The following is a 19,344-nucleotide window of genomic DNA, read 5'->3' as shown; positions in this document are numbered from 1 at the left end:
GAGCAGACGCCTCAGATCGCGACGCCTACTGCGCGCAGCGCACCCAGGAAACCATCCGCTGACGTGAAGTGGTGCGTCGGCATCCCCAGTGCCTCCGCGCCCGCGAGCGTGCCGGCCGAGTCGTCGGTGAAGAACACCTCCGATGCCTCGAGCCCGAGCGCGTCGAGCACGTGCTGGAACGCGCGCTCGTCGGGTTTCGCCCAGCCGATCTCCGCGGAGTTGAAGATCGCTTCGAAGCGCTCGATGAGCCCGAGCTCAGCCGCCTCGGCAGGGATGGTGTCGGTGCCGTTCGTGAGGATGGCGGTGCGGATGCCGGCGGCTCGAAGCGCATCCACGATGGCAAGCACCTCGGTGTCGACCGTGGATGGCTGACGTCCCCACTCTTCGGCCGCTGTCGTGGAGCCGAGCGTTGCACCGACCCGATCGACCCAGGCGCCACGTGAGATCTTGCCCGTCGTCACCTGTTCGAGCAGCCTCGGCTCGAAGGCTGCTTCCAGAACGCTTCCGGGCGTCAAGCCGTACTCGACCTCGATGTCGGCGGTGTAGCCCGCGTCGAAGTGGCGGACCACGCCATCGAGATCGAACAGCACTGCGTGGATCGGAGCCACAGGCTCAGGGGCCCGTCATCGGTACAAGGTCGACGTCGATGAATCCGAAGGGGAAGGGGCTGAAGATGGTCCCGCCTCCCCGAGCGAAGTCCTCGATCGGGACCAGACGCAACCATACCCAGGACACGACGATCGCCACGATCACGAGGGCGACGACGATCAATGCGGCACGGTCGAGGGTCCGCAGGGCCGTGGACTCGTCAGACGCCTTCATCACACGTCCGATCGCGATCAGGATGATCAGTGCGATGCCGACGAAGAACACCGGACTCGGCCCGAGCGTCAACTGGACGCAGCGGGGAGCTTCGTCCACCGCCTGGCCCGACGCGTCGATGAATCCGCCGTCGCTGTCCACACCACCCGCGCAGTAACCCGCGCTGCCTCGCGTCAACGCGGCATATCCCAGCACCGCGACCACCGAGATCATCAGAACCCGGCGGATTCTCCCGATCACTGCGCGGCCTGCGAGTGCAGCGGCATCCGCGCTTGCGGGAACGGTACGGAGCAGAGTCACGGCGGTCTCCTTCGAGATCGGTCCTCTTCATCATGTCGCAGGGCTCAACCGGTGGGAAGCGCCGCAGCCCGGTCGTTGGGCTACGCTTCGGTTCGCTTCGCTCGCCCAGTGGGGTCTCCGCGAGACGAAACGCGTAGGTCATGGCCCCGGTGTCTGCCTGCTGAGCCCCGTGGGCGCAGCATCCGACACATACAATCGCGATGCAGGAGAAGCGCCGGCTCGGGCTTCGGTGCCGGCGTGAGTGAGGGGTCAGAGGATGTTCGGTAAGAAGAAGCAGAAGATCAGCCTCAACGACCTGATGGAGCAGCTCCGGCCCGACCTGAGTCGGGAATCGCTCGGAGTCGGTCCCGCCTTCCCGGGCGTCACCCCGAACCCGCTCCTGAGCGGTGAGGCCCGCAAACGCAAAGCGGAACTTCGCGCAGGGGCACTCGCGCTCGGCGTTCTCGTGGGCTGGCGGGAGGTCAGCAGCGACGGCAGTCCCCGCGTCGTCCTCATGCTCGATGTCGATACTGCCGACGGCATCTCGTTCCGCGGTATCGCCGACGAAGACCTCACGATCACCGAGCTCACCCGGCTCGCCCCCGGACAGACGATGCCCGTGCGCTACCGTCCGGCGGTCATGGACCACTACGTCGCCCTCGCCGGGGATGCGGATCCGGCCGACGTGCAGAAGGTTGCCGACGAGATCGCTCGTCGGAAGCGAGACGGAATCTGAGTTCATCGAGCGAAGGTTGTTGGTCCGGGCCGCTCAGGCGTAAAACGGATATGACCAAGAACAACAAACTCCCCCGCCCTACTCACGATCACACTCCCGGTCGCCGAATGCTGCGGAAGTGGACGAACGTCGCGGCCCGAGCCTTCACAGTCGGGGCATTCAGGATGCTCGGTGCCCTCGCTGTGCTCCTGCTTTCCTCGCTCGGGTGAGTCGCCCCGGGACTGAACGAAGAAACGTCACTACGCGAGCAGCCCCAGCAGCGCCGATGCCGCCGCGGCGAGACCAGTACCCGCTGCGTTCGACGATGCGTCCGTCGCGAATCCGACCAACCATCGCAGCGCGGACCGCACCTGCGGCTCCCGGTACGACCGGGCGTCGTTGGCTTGGCTGAGGATTGCGGCGATCTCTGCCAGACGGGCTGAAGTAGCGCTGTCGTACCGCCCCATCTCGCGGTGGATGTCGAGCACCAGCTCATCGACCCGACGTTCGACCTCGTGCCAGTTGAACTCAACATCGCCGGTGAACACCTGATCACCCGTGCCGAAGTGCGCCGGTCCGTTCACGACGACCGATGGCTCCGACGAAGGCCGCATCGTGTACTGCTCGTACGACGACTGCGTGAGCGCTGCGGATTCGGGAAGGTTCGTCCGCAGGACTCTCTGGAACGTCCAGTCGAAGCCCGGAAGGATGATCCATCCACGACTGACCATGTACCGCAACAGGGTGAGGAGCTTGTCGTTAGTCCATCCGATGCTGCGCCAGTACGAGAGCGGCACCTTGATCGGCTCCCGCGGGCCTGAGCTGTACGCGCGAAGGTCCGTCAGCACGGCCTCGGCCATCTCGTCCATCTCGAGCTGGTCGAACTCCACCGACTCGAACTGTCGGATGCGCCACCGGACGACTCCGAAGATCAGCATCGCGATGACGATCAGAATGATCAACGAACCGTATGTTCCGAGCCACTCGCCCATTCGTGCCTCCCCAGGAGCCTCTTCGCGTCGCCGAAGAGTACCAGCGCAGCTCGACTGCGATCCAGACAGCGGGAGCCCACATCCTGCGGGCAGCGGATGACAGGCAGGGAGAGGGGAGCAGCATACCGGTGTACTCGTGCGCGGCCCCGGTGTGTCCCGGCCGTCGTGCCGTTGGAGTCTGCCTACCGTGACCGGGCAGTGAGCTTCTTTCTCGCTGACAGCACAAATACGGAGGGTGATGAAATGCGTCGAATGTCAGGACGATCACGGGTATCTGGAGGTGTGGCTGCTGTTCTGGTAGCCGCAGTGATTGCGGGAGCTTCTGCCCTACCCGCGTCAGCGGACGATGGGAGCGGGGCCGATGACCTAACCGTCGATGCGTCATCTCAGACGATCACGGTGGAAGCGAGTGATATCAGTCTCCAGCTGCCGGGCGAACCGACGACCACAGCGGTGGATACATCGCTCGTGTCGGACGACCTGTTCTCCGGGCAGGGTGCCGCGTTGCTGAATACCACCACCGATTCTGCTGTGCTCAGCAGTTTCGCCACCGATGACGGCGTGCAGACCCTCATCCAGATCGCGGGCGCGGACGCGCCGGCTGAGTACCGCTTCCCGTTGAACCTTCCCGACGGTGGACAAGCCGCGCTGTTCGATGACGGCGCGGTGATCATCTCGGATGCGTCCGGGGTCGCCGTCAGCGGATTCCGCGCACCGTGGGCTGTCGATGCGAACGGTGCACCGGTACAGACATCGTTCCGTATCGACGGAAATGAACTCGTTCAGGTGGTCAACTTCGGCGCGGACACAGCTTTCCCGGTGACGGCGGACCCTGACCTGGGTACGGAATGGTGGGGCTACTACGTCCAGCTCACTCGCGCCGAGACGAAGCGGGCGGGAACGATCATTGCCAACAACCAGGGACCTGTCGTGCTCGCTGGTGTTGCCTGTGGCGCGATACCCGCCCCGCCTGCCGTCGTTGCCTGCGGAGCTGCGATCGCGCTCGCGTACTTCAAGATCATCGACCCCATCAACAGAGCCAATAATGCGGGCAAGTGTGCCGCGATCAACTACCCGTGGCTCGCCATCTCCAACCCGCAGGTGGGGTGGACGTCGATTAACGTTACGACTGTCAACTGCCGGAGGTAACTGTGTCAAAGCACCTTTCCAGAGCACTGATCGCGATCCCGTTTGCGTTGTTCCTGTTGCTCATGCCCCTGATTTCCGGGCTGCCCATCACATGGTGGAACGTTGTCGCTGCGGTCTTGTTCGTCATCGTGTTCTACGTCAGCCAGACCTACTACGACAAGCGTCGCGAGCAGAAGAACAAGGCTGACCGCGCTTCCTAGCAATCACTCATCGCGAATTCGTCTCGTAGTGCTCCAAGAAGGGACCTCATGACCGGTCCGTAGAACCGGAGTACCACGCACAACGGTTGAGGGTGCCAACCTGGCAACGAAGGTCGGCACCCTCAATCGCGTTCGCAGAAGGTTCGCTCACCTTCATCTGGGTACCATCGCGACTCGACCCGCGGATACTGCGTTTGGCCCGTCGGGGCCCACGGCATCCGCCCTAGGCTGGATCGTCTGCCCCCTCGGGGCGCCCTTCCCAGGATCCTCCATGTCTGCAACGACGGTCGATGATCGTGCCCGCTATCGGGCGAATCCCACGGTGCTTCAGGCGCTGAAGAATCCGCGGATGCTGACCCGCGAGGTCCTGGCCGGACTCGTCGTCGGGCTCGCGCTGATCCCCGAGGCGATCGCGTTCTCGGTGATCGCCGGCGTCGACCCGAAGGTGGGACTGTTCTGGTCGTTCATCATGGCGGTGTCGATCGCATTCCTCGGCGGACGTCCGGCGATGGTGACCGCGGCGACTGGAGCCGTGGCGCTGGTGATCGCTCCGGTCGCGCCGACGTACGGGCTGGACTACTTCATCGCGACGGTGATCCTCGCGGGGGTTTTCCAGGTGCTCATCGGGGTGCTCGGCGTCGCGAAGCTGATGCGGTTCATCCCCCGCAGCGTCATGGTCGGGTTCGTGAACGCGCTGGCGATCTTCGCGTTCAGCTCGCAGTTCCCGCAGCTGATCGACGTGCCGTGGCTGGTGTATCCGCTGGTGGCGCTCGGGATCATCGTGATGATCGTGATGCCGAAGATCACCAAGATCGTGCCGGCTCCGCTCGTGTCGGTCGTGATCGTGACGGGCGTCGTGCTGGCGTTCGCGATCACCGTGCCGACCGTCGGCGATCAGGGCGAGCTGCCCCGCAGCCTTCCCTCGTTTTTCGACCCAACGCCATTTTCGCTTCGAGCGACGACCTGATGACCTTGTTCTCTTGGTTGGAGGATCCGGAGCGGGTTGCGATTGATCTCACGAGGTCGCATGTGTGGGAGGCATCAACCGTTTCCGCGTTGGATGCCATCGAGACAAAGTATGCGGTGTCAGGAAGACGATGGAGGTCGTTGGAATGAACGAGAGAACCCAGCGGATGCGGAGGCGGTTGACGGGCGGGGTCGGGCAAAGCAGCAGCGACTATGCGCACCGCCCCCTTCTCGACGCCGTGACCGGCTTCTGTTCCCCAATCGGGCGGCCGCTGCCCCAGCGACGTTCCGGGTCGACCGAAGCGCAACCCTGCGATATTCTGCAGTCGACGAGGGGGACCTTTGGCAATCATCAAGACACTTGACGCGTACAGTGTTCACGGGCACCTGCGTGCAGGCGCTACAGACGAACAACTTCTGGACTATGTGACGTTCTTTGCGCAGCTGGCTAGTGACGGCGTGGGCGAGTCGGTGCGAGTTGGAGCCGACACAGTCGCGCTTGTCGAGGTCGTCGGGCTCGGCGCCAGGACTGCTTTCCGCTTCGCTTCGGGCAACGCGAGCGAAGTGGCTGAGGCCTATGACCCCGCAACCGGGACGACGACCGCTGTCCTTCTTGACCGTGAGCGGTTCATCGTGAACTGGGTCTGGGTCATCGTGGATCCCACAGCCCGGATAGTCGCTCTCGAACGTAAACGACCCGGCGTACCCGTTTTTCAGTTAGAGCGGTTCATGAACGAGTTCGGTCGAAATAACGCCTATCGGCGACTGACCGTGTCGCTCCACCCGGTCCCGAGCCCTTCTTTCACCGAGGAGATCCTGAGCTTTACGCGGATTCGCGAAGCTTCGGTCACTATCCAGCGCCCGAACCACAGCTTCGACGCAGCAGCACGCGAAGCTGTTGCTCAAATTGCAAGGGACTCGAACGCGGGTACCGCCACAATTCAGATCAACGCGGAGCGTAAAGAATCACTCGAGAAGAACAGCGGGATCGTTGCCGATATCATCGCCTTCGCCAGTAACGCGCTCAGTCCTATCGTCAACGCAGTCGTAAAGGGCGTTCGGCCGGGGTTCGGCAAGGAGCGGACGGTGTCGCTGCACAAGCACCAGCTGAAGGCCACCGCAGAAGTTTCCACTACCGCGACACCCGCTGAGCAACTGGAGACGTTGGATGCGACAGCAGCAACTCTAATATCTTCCGCCTCGGACTCGGCTAACTCGATTGAAGAGTTCGGCGCGCTCGGTTCAGAAACCGCCGACGGCTGAGCGAGATGAAAGTGGCATGACGGATCCACGCGCTGAACCCAGTGGGAAGCTGCGCTCGGACGCGGAGTCGGATCTCAAGATCTTTCGTGGCCAGGTGGTTCCGCGGCTGCGGGGGATCTTAATGAGTTGGTCCTCAGCGATTGCAGTCGTCTTCGGAATCGGCACTACGTGGGCCGCCATAACTCTCCCAGCGCGAGATCTCATGATCGAGTCAATCGCGGGGTTTGGTTTAACCTACGCCTCAATTTCTCTTGCTGCATGCGTTAGCGGTCTAGTACTGTCGCTTGCCCTGCCCGGCGAAGAGAGACTCCGACGCTGGTCTGGTATGCGAGGGTTTACTCCAGGAAAGAGCCTTCTCAGCGACCTGATATTTACTTTTTTTTGGGCAGCCGTTTGTCAGTTTATGGTGATGCTCACCTGCATCGCGGCTCTGCTATTCGGCGGAACGCTGCGTGTAGAGCCTCAACTACCGCTTCCGAACAGCCACACCTTTGCGCTAGCAGGAGCCCTGGTGATCGTATTCTACGCATTCGCTCAGCTCGCGGTTGTTCTTCGCACGCTCCTCCAAGTCGGCGTTTTAGTTATCCAAGAGGAGCAATCATCAAACTAGAGCCCCCATACGAACGGGTTCCTCACGGACAATCGAACCGCGGATCAGATGCGATGTGCCGGACCATCTCCCAGTTTCGTTTGGGCCACACGAGGCCGTCGAAGGCGTTTTTCACACTGCCACCCGCGAGTCGGCGCCCTTAGCAGCGTCGCGGCGGGCATGATGAGCGGAAGCGACCGCTTGCGTCGTGCCGTGCGTTGGGAGCAATGTGGTTCTCATTATTGCGTTGTCCGGTTCCGTGGCCTCTGGAAAGACAAGCCTCGCCACCGCGTTGAGTGAACGTTGGGACGGACGCGTGGTGTCGACGCGCGATGCGTTGAGGCGAAGAGCCGCGGCCCGCGGAACGCACCTGAATGATCGGGCGGCCATGCAAACCTTCGGCGATCAGCTCGATATCGAAACAAGAGGCGAGTGGGTCACCGAAGTCGCTGCCGAGACGACCGGCGACAGCGCGCGGCTCTTGATCATCGATGCGGTGCGAATTCAGGATCAAGTTTCCGCACTACGAGCGAGATACGGGCGCCAGGTCATTCACGTCCATCTCGTGACCACCGACCGGGAGGAACTGGCGAGGAGATATCGTTCTCGCGGAAAGGTCGTCGGAGAGATCACCGAGTTCGATTCGTATGACGCGGTCAGGGACAATCCGACTGAGGCCGCCATCGATCAGCTCGCTGATCACGCCGACGTCGTCTTGGACACTCTGCGCAACACGCCAGCTGACTTACTCGTGCGTTGCGAAGCCCGCTTAGGCCTGCTGCCCTCACCGACGCAAGCGCTAGTCGATGTCTTGGTCGGCGGCCAATTCGGCTCGGAGGGTAAGGGGAATATTGCCTACTATCTTGCCCCGGAGTACGACACCCTCGTGCGCGTTGGGGGTCCGAATGCCGGACACAAAGTAATGCACGCAGGACAGTCGTACACGCACCGCTCCCTCCCATCCGGTGCACTCGCGAATCCCCAAGCGGATCTAGTAATCGGGCCGGGCGCAGTACTTAACTGGGAGGTTCTGTCGCGAGAGTTGGACGAGACAGGGGTAGACCCTGCCCGCATGAAGATAGATCCCCAAGTGATGATGATCACCCCCGAAGATATTGCGGCCGAAGTCGAACTACGTGCCGCCATACGGTCCACCGGTGAGGGTGTTGGCGCGGCTGCTGCTCGGCGCATCCGCGATCGGAGCCTCACCCAGACAACGCTGGCAAGAGACGCGGCCGAGCTAAAACCCTTCCTGTCGCCGACGGCCGACCTGTTGAACGCCGTGTATGAGCGCGGCCAGCGGGTGCTTGTCGAAGGAACCCAGGGCACCGGGTTGAGTCTCTTTCATGGACAGTATCCTTGGGTGACCAGTCGCGACACCACCGTGGCCGGAACGCTTGCGGAAGCCGGGATCGGGCCGCGACGGGTTCGCAGAGCGATAATGGTTGTCAGAACCTATCCGATACGAGTTCAGGGTGGCTCCGGGCCGATCGGCCACGGGAAGGAGCTGACCTGGGAAGAGGTTCAAAAACGCTCAGGAGTCTCGGACGCGCAAGCGACAGAGCTTAGCTCTGTCACGAGACAGGAGCGCCGCGTCGGTGAGTTCGATTGGTCGCTTCTACGTCGATCTGCGGAGCTCAACTCGGCAACTGACATCGCATTGACGTTCGCAGACTATGTTAATGTCCGAAATAGGACTGCGTACCGGTACGAGCAACTTACCGACGAGACATTGCAGTTCGTCGAAGAGGTCGAAAGCGTGACAGGCGCATCAGCCTCCCTCATCACAACCGCTTTCTCAGAACGGAACATTATTGATCGCCGAACTTGGCGAGCGGCGAGGAGATAGCTTTGAATCGCGAGGACTTTATCTCTCGATTTCCGCAAGTCTTCCATATGGCGGAGTCTGGATCATGGCCCTCCATTTTGGAACGCGGTTTACTTTCTACCCAAGCGCTCGTAGATATGTATCAGCCCGGGGAGGCGCTTCGTCGTGAAATTCTACAACAGGTACGAAGGCGTATGGTCATACTCCACCGCGAAGGTCTGCCAGACGCCGCTGTTCGCGACCAGCTTCCCTTGAAATTCATCTCTCAGCGTTTGCTCCCCGGTGACACACTCCAGGACTTCCTCGATGCGCTCAACTCCAGAGTCTTTTTCCACGTAGCCGAAGACCGTCTTCACCGCCTTCTCGGAGCCCGAGCATATCGCGGAGCACCACACGACGTCCTTATCTGCGACACTCGAAAATTGCTGCTGGCGCATGACGATGTGGACCTGGCTCCATACAACACGGGCAGTGTGCATGTCCCCAACATGCCCGCTCGAGGACCATCAACTTTTGTTCACCTGGAGGACTATCCATGGGAATATTGGCGTCGAAAGCGGGGTGAGACCGATGCTGTCGTTGAACTGACGATAAAACATTCTGCCCTGCTAGAGTCCAGCATTCTGAGGGTGGAAAGCTGGTACGACGGCAAACTCGCTTCAATTACGTTCGAACGCTAAATCGTCGTGCGTCTACGTGGGCTCAGATCACCAGTCAAGAAAGAGGGGCGGCTGATCGAGGAGCGTGTTCCGGATGTCTGGCGGAAAATATCCATCTCCCTTGAGGACTTTGCCGTCCTGGCGCAAAACGGGTGAACCATCCGGCCCCAACTTGCTCATGTTTGCCCGATGAATCTCCCTCAGGACCGCATCGAGGTCAATGCCATACGTGATAGCCGCCCCGTATGCTACATAAACGATGTCCCCCAGCGCATCAGCAATCGCGACGACATCTTCATTCGCGACAGCCTGCTTGAACTCCTCAAACTCCTCGCGAATCAGTTCAATCCGCAAGTTGCTCAACTCCTGCCCTATTGAACCGCGTGGTCGCGAAGCGATCGGCAGGTTGAAGGCCACATGGAACTCGCCTACCAGATAGGTGTTTTGCGCGTTGCTCGCCCGTCTCTGCGCTGTCTTTCGAGCCACAACTCGCGGTGGAAGCCCAAGGTCGAGCTCGGGCTGAACGTACTTGCCGCCCCCCTCTGTTCTCGCCACCAAGCTCATCTTGCGTCCCATACGGCAATAGTCCTCCCCCTCACACGATTCTTCAACTCATGAGGTCCGAGGCTCCATCCTCGACGCCGCACCTCGCACTCTAGACTCCCGAATGGAGAGACGGAGATGGTGCGGCGCGCATCAGCTTGCGACCCGGCGCGACCGCAGAAGCGAGGCATTTCAGCTCACCGCCTGGCTGCCCACCGCTCGGGGGCGACGAACGACGGTATGAGCCAAGCCAGTCCGAAAGGCACTCGGGCGCCAGGCGAACGGAGACCGTTCTCGGGCCGTCCAGGATGCGGCGCGCTGTGGTGCTTCACGGGCGCCTCGCCTCTGGAGTGGCACGTTCGGAAAGAGGCTTGGCGACACGGGGCGCTGTCGTCATTTGCGCCTGGGTATGGCTGAGAGGATGTCACTGCGTGTCACATCATCGCGACCGGCCTGCTCACCGATCGCGTTCCGCACGGGTGCTTGCTAGGGCTCGTGCGCGAAAGCTGGACGCTCAGACGATCAGCTGAAGGAGAAGGTCTTGTCAAACACCTCGATCAACCACGGAAGAATCGCCTCGCTCATCTGGGGCATCGCCGATGACGTGCTGCGAGACCTTTACGTCCGGGGCAAGTACCGCGACGTGATCCTCCCGTTCACAGTGCTGCGCCGACTCGACAGCGTGCTCGTCCCGACGCGCGACGCGGTGATGGCGATGAAGAAGATGCTCGACGACGCAGGCATCGCTGATCAGGACGCCCCTCTTAGAGATGCAGCCAGGCAGGACTTCTACAACACGTCCGGGTTCTCGCTGCAGGAGCTGCGGCACACATCGAATTCGACGCGGCTAAGGCAGAACTTCGAGGCGTACCTCGATGGGTTCTCGCCCAACGTGCAGGACATCATCGACAACTTCGAGTTCCGCAACCAGCTGCCGCGGCTAACCAAGGCCGATGCGCTCGGCGCGTTGATCGAGAAGTTCCTAGCTCCTGATCTGGACCTCTCACCGAGAGGTCTCGACAACCACGGGATGGGCACCGTCTTCGAGGAGCTCGTACGCCGTTTCAACGAGGAGAACAACGAAGAGGCCGGTGAGCACTGGACTCCCCGCGACGCAGTGCGCTTGATGACCCGGCTCATGTTCGAGCCGATCGCTGATGAAATCCCATCCGGGACGTACCGTCTCTACGACGGTGCGATGGGCACCGGCGGCATGCTCACCGTCGCTGAGGAGACGCTGAAGCATCTGACCGAGTCATCTGGGAAGAGGGTCTCCACTCACCTGTACGGGCAGGAGATCAACGCCGAGACCTATGCCATCGCGAAGGCGGATCTGATCCTCAAGGGCGACGGCAGGGCCGCCGACAATATTGTCGGTGGCCCGGAGTACTCAACCCTTTCGAACGATGCTTTCGCCGGGCAGGAGTTCGACTTTATGCTCTCGAACCCGCCATACGGGAAAAGCTGGAAGACCGACCAGGATCGCCTCGGCGGTGCAAAGAAGATCATCGACCCTCGCTTCATCGTCACGCATGACGGTGACAGCGAGTACTCGCTCGTGACCCGCAGCAGCGATGGACAACTGATGTTCCTGGCGAACCTGATTTCCAAGATGAAGCAGGAGACTGAGCTGGGCACTCGGATCGCCTCTGTTCATAACGGATCCTCGCTGTTTACTGGTGACGCGGGCCAGGGTGAGAGCAACATCCGCCGCTGGATCATCGAGAACGACTGGCTTGAGGCGATCGTCGCGCTACCGCTCAAGATGTTCTACAACACCGGCATCGCCACCTACGTTTGGGTGCTCTCCAACCGCAAGGAGCAGCGCCGCAAGGGCAAGGTGCAGCTCATCGACGCGACCGGCTGGTCCACGCCGCTGCGCAAGAACCTCGGGGAGAAGGGCGTCGAAGTCAGTTCGCGCGACGCTGACAAGGTGCTCGAAGCGTTCATGGCGTTCGACCAGTACGAGGGCACCGATCGATCAAAGGTTTTCGACAATGCCGACCTGGGCTACAAGAAGATCACCGTCGAGCGTCCGCTCCGCATCCTGGGCGTGGAGGCGAACCGGGTGTACACGGCGAAGGAGATCAAGCAGCTGAAGGAAGAGGGCGTGCGTGACGAGACTGCGCCGGCGGTGGTCAAGAAGGCGCTGCCATACGCCGCGGTTGCTGACGCGCTGCATGGACGGTACGAGACTGTCATCGACGGGCGAACTCGCGTGGTCGAATACGAGCCCGACACTGAGCTTCGCGACACCGAACAGGTGCCCTTGACCGAGCCGGCTGGCGACAGTGCCGACGGTGTGGAGGCGTTCTTCCGTCGCGAGGTGTTGCCGTACGCACCGGATGCGTGGATCGACGAGTCGAAGACGAAGATCGGATACGAGATCTCGTTCACCCGTCACTTCTACAAGCCCGCCCCGATGCGCACGCTGGCCGAAATCCAGGCCGACATCCGCGCGCTGGAAGCCGAGACGGACGATCTGATCGCCGAGATCGCAGGAGGGGAAGCGTGAGCGAGCGCGCGAACAGCATCGACGGGGTTGCCAAGACGATCGCCGAGATCCTCAAGGACAAGAAGTACTCGATCGACTACTACCAGCGTGAGTACAAGTGGGAGACGAAGCAGCTCGCGGAACTGGTCACAGACCTCACCGCGAAGTTCCTCCAGCTCTACAGCCCAGACCACAAGCGCACCGCGGTCGGGGGCTACCCCGGCTATTACCTCGGATCGATCATCATCTCGCAGAAGGGAAATCAGCCCTTCGTCGTTGATGGCCAGCAGCGACTCACAACGCTCACGCTGCTCCTCACATATCTGCGTCGCCTGCAGAGCGAGCTCGGTACCCCCGAGGTGAAGATCGACGAGCTGATCTACTCCGAGTCGTACGGCGAGAAGTCGTTCAATCTCGATGTGGCCGATCGCAACGACTGCATGCAGGGTCTGTTCGAGCAAGGCGAGTACGAGGCGCCACCCGAGTCTGTCGAGTCCGTGCACACGCTCGTGGCTCGATACGGCGAGATCGACGGGCTCTTCCCCGATGAGCTCAAGGGCGACGCGTTGCCATACTTCATCGACTGGCTCAAGGACCGAGTGCAGATTGTTCAGATCACGGCGTACAACGACGACGACGCCTACGCGATCTTCGAGACGATGAACGACCGCGGACTCAAGCTCACGCCGGCCGACATGCTCAAGGGCTACCTGCTGGCGAACATCGACGACGGCCTGCCCCGCGCGAAAGCCAACGACCTCTGGCGGTCGTGGATGCGCCGACTTGACGATCTCGGGGAGGGCCTTAGCGCGGACTTCCTGAAGACCTGGCTGCGTAGCCAGTACTCGACCAAGATCCGCGAGCGCAAGAAGGACGCTAAGCCCCAAGATTGGGACCGCATCGGCACCGAGTTCCACCGGTGGCTCCGCGGAGACTCCAAGCGAATCGGCCTTACCAGCTCCGATGCATTCGGCACTTTCGTCACCCGCGACCTCGACTTTTACGCACGCCAGTACGAGCGCCTGTCTCAGGCCGAAATGACGTTCGATCCGGCGAGTCCGCTGCGATTTATCCGCTTCAACGCCGACCATCGCTTCACACTGCAGGATCAGATGCTGCTTGCTCCGCTGCGCATCGACGATGACGCCGCGAGCATCGACACCAAGCTGGAGATCGTCGGCCGGTTCGTCGACATCCTGTTGGCATGGCGCGTATGGAACTTCCGTGCCACCGACTACTCGACCATGCAGTACGGCATGACGGCTCTCATGTTCCGCATCCGCGGACTCAGCACCACTGAGCTCGCGCGTGAGTTGCACCGGTACCTTCTCAACGAAGACGAGACGTTCGACTCGAACGACGACCTTCTCATGCACCAGCAGAATCGTGGGCAGCTGCACAAGATCCTCGCGCGCCTCACCGACCACGTCACCACGCAGTCGGGGCAAGCGTCGAACTACGTCGAGCTCACCAGCGGCACCGGGGTGAAGTACGAGGTCGAGCACATTTGGGCGAACCACGCTGAGCGTCACACCGACGAGTTCGCTCACGAGTCTGACTTTGCCCGTCACCGCAACCGCATCGGGGACCTGCTGCTACTGCCGAAGCAGCACAACGGCAGCTACAACGACGACACCTACGAGCAGAAGCGACCTCGCTACTTCTCACAGAACCTGCTGGCGGCATCCCTCGATCCGCAGGCTTATGAGAAGAACCCAGGGTTCGTTCGATTCGTGCGAAACACCGGGCTCGACTTCCGTGCGTACGACGCGTTCACCGCTAAGTCGGTCACCGAGCGAGGGGACCTGTACCGATCCATCGCCAAGAAGGTGTGGGACCCTGAGAAGCTACTCCGCGTCGCCGGGATCGCGGAGGCGGAGTGATGTTCCGCAACTTGCCGCGCTATGACAACTATCGGGCCGCTGGTTCCTGGGTTGGCGAGGTGCCCGATACATGGAGGTGGGAACCCGGGCGAACTATCTTTGTGGAGCGCAAGAATCCTGGCCATATCGAAGAACAAATGCTGTCCGTCACGATAGGTCGTGGAGTTATTCGGCAGATTGATTTGCTCTCGTCCGGTTCAAAGAAGGACTCCTCGAATACTGACAAGTCGAAGTACAAACTTGTCGAACCAGGTGATCTGGTTTACAACAAGATGCGAGCATGGCAAGGTGCGGCTGGAAGGTCCGCGCACCGCGGCATCGTTAGCCCGGCGTACATCGTAATAAAGCCACGGTGCGCGTCTGCCGAGTATTTTCACCACGTCGTGCGAACGTCGATGTTCTCCAAGGAAGCTGAGCGCTGGTCATACGGGATCACGTCTGACCAATGGAGTCTTCGGCCCGAGCACTTCAAGATGATCCGCTTCCCTCTACCGCCAGCAGAAGAGCAGGCGGCGATAGTGAAGTACCTCGCCCACGCCAACGCCCGCATCGACAAAGCTATCGCCGCCAAACGCCGCCTAGTCTCCCTCATTGAGGAACAAGGGAATGCTCATCGGGCGATGGTGTTGAGTGAACTGGGTTCGTCGCAGCGGTTGGCAACCACGCTTTGGGAGGGGCCCACAAATGGTGTTTCTCCGGAGGTCTCGCAATCCGGGGAGCTGAAGACGTTCAGCATCTCGGCAGTTCGCAATGGTGTTGTTGGCGTTCGCGATTCAGATGTCAAGTACGTCGATCACTCAGCGGTGTCAAATCTCACGAAGTATGAACTACAAACCGGCGATGTCTTGATGGTACGTGGCAACGGAAACATCAAGCTTGTGGGTCGCGCGGCCCTCGTTTCTGAGGACATGCCTGGCAGTATTTATCCAGACCTACTGATGCGTCTTCGTTTTCGGCCTAACGCGAACCCTGGATTCATGGTTGCTGTTCTGAACTCGCCGTTGGTTCGAGCTCAGATCGAAAATACGGCTCGGACTGCAGTTGGAACATTCAAGTTAAGCGGGTCAGATGTTCGTGGGATACGAGTTCCTGTCCCAGATCTCCGCCTCCAAGAGCAGATCGTTCGCCAGCTTGATGAAATCAACGTATCCGGCTCCCAGATCGTTGGCCGGCTTGACAGGGAGGTCTCGCTCCTCCAGGAGTTCCGTGCCCGACTCGTTGCCGACGTCGTTACCGGCCAGGTTGATGTCCGTGCGATCTCTGCGGCGCTGCCTGACGCACCTGATTCGTTCGACGCCCTGACCTCAGCGTTCGACGATGATCTCGAGGAAGCACTGAGCGAAAGCGAGGAGTAAGCATGCAGCGACTCAACGAGGAGAGCCTGGAGACGCTCATCGTCTCTCAAATGAGCGAAGGCGGCTGGGTCGAGGGTGCACGCTCCGACTATGTCGCGTCCTACGCGCTCGATCTAGGCCAGTTCACCGCGTTCGTCGAGGCGACCCAGCCTGCCTTCGTCGATCTGCTGGGCCTCGCAGCGGATACGTCCACGCGCCACAAGTTCCTCGCACGGCTCCAGGGGGAGATCACGCGGCGTGGCGTCGTTCATGTGTTGCGCAACGGCGTCGACCACCACGGTCTCCACATCGATCTGTATTACCCAACGCCGGTGGACGGGAACGAGAAGGCGGCCGACCTGTTCCGCGCGAACAGGTTCGAGATCACCAGACAGGTGCATCACAGTGTCAGCAACGCGGGCGACGCTGTGGATCTCGTCGCGTTCGTCAATGGCCTGCCAGTCTTCACCTTCGAGCTGAAGAACAACATCACGAACCAGACCGTCGAGGACGCCGTGCAGCAGTACCAGCGCGACCGAGACCCGCGCGAGCCGCTGTTCGCGTTCGGACGCACGATCGCGCACTTCGCACTCGACGATCAGCGTGCGCGGTTCTGCACCGAGCTCAAGGGTGCTTCGTCGTGGTTCCTACCCTTCGATCAGGGATTCAACGACGGTGCAGGCAACCCGCCGAACCCTGATGGGGTCATGACGGACTACCTGTGGCGGCGGGTGCTCGCGCCGTCGAGCTTGGCGGGGATCATCGAGAACTACGCGCAGGTCGTGATCGAGAAGAGCCCGAAGACTGGCAAGAAGGTGTCAAAGGCAATCTTCCCTCGCTACCACCAACTCGAAGTGGTGCGCCGTCTCCTTGCTGACGTCGAGGTGAACGGGGCTGGCCGTCGCTATCTCATCCAGCACTCGGCGGGCAGTGGCAAGTCGAACTCGATCGCGTGGTTGACCCACCAGCTCACCGAAGCCACACATCAGGGCCACATCGCGTTCGACTCGATCATCGTCGTGACGGACCGCATCATCCTCGACAACCAGCTCACGCAGACCATCAAGTCGTTCTTGCAGGTGGGGTCGACCCTCGTGCACGCCGACCGGTCTGGAGATCTGCGGCGGGCGATCACAGCGGGCAAGAAGATCATCGTCACCACGGTGCAGAAGTTCCCGTACATCCTGGACGACATCGGAGCCGACCACCGCGACCGTACCTTCGCGATCGTGATCGACGAGGCGCACTCGTCCCAAGGGTCCAAGACGTCAGCGGCGGTCTCGCGGGCACTCGCCGGCGTAGAAGCCGACGATGACAATACCGTCGAGGACCGGATCAACCGGATCATCGAGAGCAAGAAGTTGCTGACAAACACGAGCTACTTCGCGTTCACCGCGACGCCGAAGAACAAGACCCTCGAGATGTTCGGCGAGCCGGTTCCCAACGCTGAGGGCGGCACCGGGTTCCGGCCGTTCCACTCGTACACGATGAAGCAGGCGATCCAGGAGGGCTTCATCGTCGACGTGCTCTCCAACTTCACGCCCGTGGGCAGCTACTACAAGCTCATGAAGACCGTCGAGGACGATCCCGAGTTCGACGCGAAGCGCGCCTCGAAGAAACTTCGTGCGTATGTCGAGGGAAACGAGCACGCGATCGGGCAGAAGGCCGGCATCATGGTCGATCACTTCCTCGCGCAGGTGGTCGCGAAGCGCAAAATCGGTGGTCAGGCGCGGGCGATGGTCGTGACCTCGTCGATCGCACGATGCATCGAGTACTTCCACGCGATCCGTGATGCACTCGCCGCGCGGAAGAGCCCGTACAAGGTAATCGTCGCGTTCTCCGGTGAGCACGAGTACAAGGGCATGAAGGTCACGGAGGCGAGCTTGAACGGCTTCCCCTCCAACGCGATCGCGGAACAGGTGAAGACCGAACCGCATCGGATCCTCGTCGTCGCGAACAAGTTCCAGACTGGCTACGACGAGCCGCTCCTCCACACGATGTACGTCGACAAGACTCTCTCGGGGGTGCTGGCCGTACAGACGTTGTCTCGACTCAACCGGGCGCACCCGTCCAAGCACGACACGTTTGTGCTCGACTTCGCCAACGACGCCGAGGACATTCAGCGCGCGTTCGAACCGTACTATCGCACCACGGTGCTGGCGGAGGAGACTGACGCCAACAAGCTGCACGACCTGGTGAGTGACCTCGACACCTTTGGGATCTATACCCTCGAGCAGGTCGATGAGTTCGTCGCCCGATACCTGGCGGGGGAGAGCCGTGACCGGCTCGACCCGTTACTTGATGTCAGCGTGGCCGAGTACATCGAGCTTGTTGACGAAGACGATCAGGTGATGTTCAAGGGCAACGCAAAGGCGTTCCTGCGCACATACAACTTTCTTTCCGCCGTCCTGCCTTATGGGAGCAGCGAGTGGGAGAAGCGTTCGATCTTCCTTGATCACTTGGTGCCGAAGTTGCCTGCCCCGAAGGAAGAAGACCTCTCGGCCGGCATCCTGGAGAACATCGACCTGGAGTCGTATCGAGCCGAGAAGCTGAACGCGATGAAGATCGTGCTCGACGACGAAGATGGCACGCTCGCGCCGGTCCCCGCCGCCACTGGCGGCCACCTGGCCGATCCCGAACTCGAAAGGCTTTCAGCGATCGTGAGGAGCTTCAACGACCACTTCGGCAATATCGACTGGAACGACGCTGATCGGGTCGAGCGCTTCATCACGGAAGACATCCCCCGCCTCGTCTCGGAAGACGAGGCCTACCAGAACGCGCAAGCCAATGACGATCCCGTGAACGCCCGCGTCGAGAGCGATCGTGCGCTCGGCCAGGTAATGCTGCGGCTCATCTCCGACGACACTCAGCTGTTCAAGGAGTTCCAGGACAACAGCAGCTTCAAGCAGTGGCTTGCGGAGGCCGTATTCAGAGCGACCTACCGGAAGTCCGCCTAGCTATTAGCTCCGCGTCTGTGCGACCTTCCATCCCCGGCGAACCGCTCCCCCGAACTAACCTGCTGCGCCACCCTTCTCAACGCCAACAACAACGGCTCCACGAGCACCGACCCCAGCACCACGTACCGCACCGCAGCCTCCGCGGACTCCGTCGGCACCCCGGCGATCTCTGCATCCGCGATCCGCCGCATGCTCGCGAGGTACTCCTCCATCGCAGCATCCGGCACGACGAATCCCGCGTTCTCCAACCCCTGCAACGCACGCGCCACAGCGCTCAGCACCGCCGGGTCGCACATCCCCGGCGTCCAGCCGAGCCCGGTAACAAGGAGCTCGGCCTCCGTCAGATCCAGCGCTTCATCCACCGGCGGAGTGATCGCACCGTGGGCCGCACCCAAGAGCAGGTGCGGACTCGCCGGCGGATCATCCAGCGTCGCCAGTACCCGCCGCGTCTCGACGATGCTCACCCCGGCGTCGAGCAGAGCCCGGATCACCCGCAGCCGCTCCACGTGCTTCTCGCCATACGCGGCCTGGGTCGGCGCGCTGCGCTCGCCCTCGGGGAGCAGCCCCTCGCGCAGGTAGTACTTGATCGTTGGCACGGTCACGCCCGTCTGGGCCGACAGTTCGGAAATTCTCATGGCCACCTCTTGACTTCGATAGTAGCGCTATCCATT

At 61.4% G+C, this 19,344-nt stretch carries 15 protein-coding genes and 1 pseudogene; 11 read left to right on the top strand and 5 right to left on the bottom strand.

The window, feature by feature from the left end:
• Window positions 1-11 precede the first annotated feature (11 nt).
• Together LC452_RS08190 and LC452_RS08185 are read right to left on the bottom strand one after the other, a co-directional pair.
• Window positions 12-608, bottom strand: coding sequence for an HAD family hydrolase (locus tag LC452_RS08190; protein ID WP_223624027.1), 597 nt, complete (start codon window positions 606-608; stop codon window positions 12-14).
• 4 nt (window positions 609-612) lie between these two features.
• Window positions 613-1,122, bottom strand: coding sequence for a hypothetical protein (locus tag LC452_RS08185; RefSeq protein WP_223624025.1), 510 nt, complete (start codon window positions 1,120-1,122; stop codon window positions 613-615).
• A gap of 256 nt (window positions 1,123-1,378) precedes the next feature.
• Here LC452_RS08185 and LC452_RS08180 point away from each other — a divergent pair, with 256 nt between their 5' ends.
• Window positions 1,379-1,837 (top strand): hypothetical protein, encoded by a 459-nt coding sequence (locus LC452_RS08180; protein WP_223624023.1) that lies wholly within the window; start codon window positions 1,379-1,381, stop codon window positions 1,835-1,837.
• A gap of 239 nt (window positions 1,838-2,076) precedes the next feature.
• Here the strand turns inward: LC452_RS08180 and LC452_RS08175 are convergent, their stop codons facing one another.
• Window positions 2,077-2,808, bottom strand: a complete 732-nt coding sequence (locus LC452_RS08175; RefSeq protein ID WP_223624021.1) for a hypothetical protein — start codon at window positions 2,806-2,808, stop codon at window positions 2,077-2,079.
• A 399-nt stretch (window positions 2,809-3,207) separates the two neighbouring features.
• On the opposite strand from LC452_RS08175, the gene LC452_RS08170 reads away from it, so the two are divergent.
• From LC452_RS08170 to LC452_RS22165, 6 genes and pseudogenes are all read left to right on the top strand, one after another.
• A complete protein-coding gene (locus LC452_RS08170) occupies window positions 3,208-3,957 on the top strand; it encodes a hypothetical protein (RefSeq protein WP_223624020.1) in 750 nt (249 codons plus the stop codon).
• Between the two features lie 2 nt (window positions 3,958-3,959).
• Window positions 3,960-4,157, top strand: coding sequence for a hypothetical protein (locus LC452_RS08165; RefSeq protein WP_223624018.1), 198 nt, complete (start codon window positions 3,960-3,962; stop codon window positions 4,155-4,157).
• Window positions 4,158-4,428: 271 nt separating this feature from the next.
• Window positions 4,429-5,094, top strand: a pseudogene (locus tag LC452_RS08160) (SulP family inorganic anion transporter); the annotation flags it as partial.
• 371 nt (window positions 5,095-5,465) lie between these two features.
• Window positions 5,466-6,386 (top strand): DUF4747 family protein, encoded by a 921-nt coding sequence (locus LC452_RS08155; RefSeq protein ID WP_223624016.1) that lies wholly within the window; start codon window positions 5,466-5,468, stop codon window positions 6,384-6,386.
• A gap of 797 nt (window positions 6,387-7,183) precedes the next feature.
• On the top strand, window positions 7,184-8,824 hold the full coding sequence (locus LC452_RS08150) for an adenylosuccinate synthetase (protein WP_308116469.1): 1,641 nt from the start codon (window positions 7,184-7,186) through the stop codon (window positions 8,822-8,824).
• A gap of 47 nt (window positions 8,825-8,871) precedes the next feature.
• Window positions 8,872-9,483 (top strand): hypothetical protein, encoded by a 612-nt coding sequence (locus LC452_RS22165; protein WP_374197766.1) that lies wholly within the window; start codon window positions 8,872-8,874, stop codon window positions 9,481-9,483.
• Between the two features lie 27 nt (window positions 9,484-9,510).
• Here the strand turns inward: LC452_RS22165 and LC452_RS08140 are convergent, their stop codons facing one another.
• On the bottom strand, window positions 9,511-10,038 hold the full coding sequence (locus LC452_RS08140) for a nucleoside triphosphate pyrophosphohydrolase family protein (protein ID WP_223624010.1): 528 nt from the start codon (window positions 10,036-10,038) through the stop codon (window positions 9,511-9,513).
• Between the two features lie 508 nt (window positions 10,039-10,546).
• On the opposite strand from LC452_RS08140, the gene LC452_RS08135 reads away from it, so the two are divergent.
• From LC452_RS08135 to LC452_RS08120, 4 genes are read left to right on the top strand one after another with little or no spacing between them, the layout of a single operon-like run.
• A complete protein-coding gene (locus LC452_RS08135) occupies window positions 10,547-12,520 on the top strand; it encodes a class I SAM-dependent DNA methyltransferase (protein WP_223624008.1) in 1,974 nt (657 codons plus the stop codon).
• Complete coding sequence (locus LC452_RS22055; RefSeq protein ID WP_223624006.1) at window positions 12,517-14,382, top strand: DUF262 domain-containing protein; 1,866 nt, start codon at window positions 12,517-12,519, stop codon at window positions 14,380-14,382. Before LC452_RS08135 ends, LC452_RS22055 begins: the two co-directional genes overlap by 4 nt.
• Window positions 14,382-15,737 (top strand): hypothetical protein, encoded by a 1,356-nt coding sequence (locus LC452_RS08125; RefSeq protein WP_223624004.1) that lies wholly within the window; start codon window positions 14,382-14,384, stop codon window positions 15,735-15,737. Before LC452_RS22055 ends, LC452_RS08125 begins: the two co-directional genes overlap by 1 nt.
• A gap of 2 nt (window positions 15,738-15,739) precedes the next feature.
• Window positions 15,740-18,673, top strand: a complete 2,934-nt coding sequence (locus LC452_RS08120; protein ID WP_223624002.1) for a type I restriction endonuclease subunit R — start codon at window positions 15,740-15,742, stop codon at window positions 18,671-18,673.
• Here LC452_RS08120 and LC452_RS08115 read toward each other — a convergent pair.
• Window positions 18,670-19,308 carry a MerR family transcriptional regulator gene (locus LC452_RS08115; protein WP_223623999.1) on the bottom strand — a complete coding sequence of 213 codons (639 nt, stop codon included), beginning with the start codon at window positions 19,306-19,308 and terminating at the stop codon, window positions 18,670-18,672. The two genes, LC452_RS08120 and LC452_RS08115, sit on opposite strands and share 4 nt — an antisense overlap.
• Window positions 19,309-19,344 lie beyond the last annotated feature (36 nt).

The sequence above is a fragment of the Microbacterium sp. EST19A genome, from assembly GCF_019969685.1.
In the GTDB taxonomy this organism is placed as follows: Bacteria; Actinomycetota; Actinomycetes; order Actinomycetales; family Microbacteriaceae; genus Microbacterium.
This window is presented reverse-complemented; position numbering and strand designations above follow the sequence as displayed.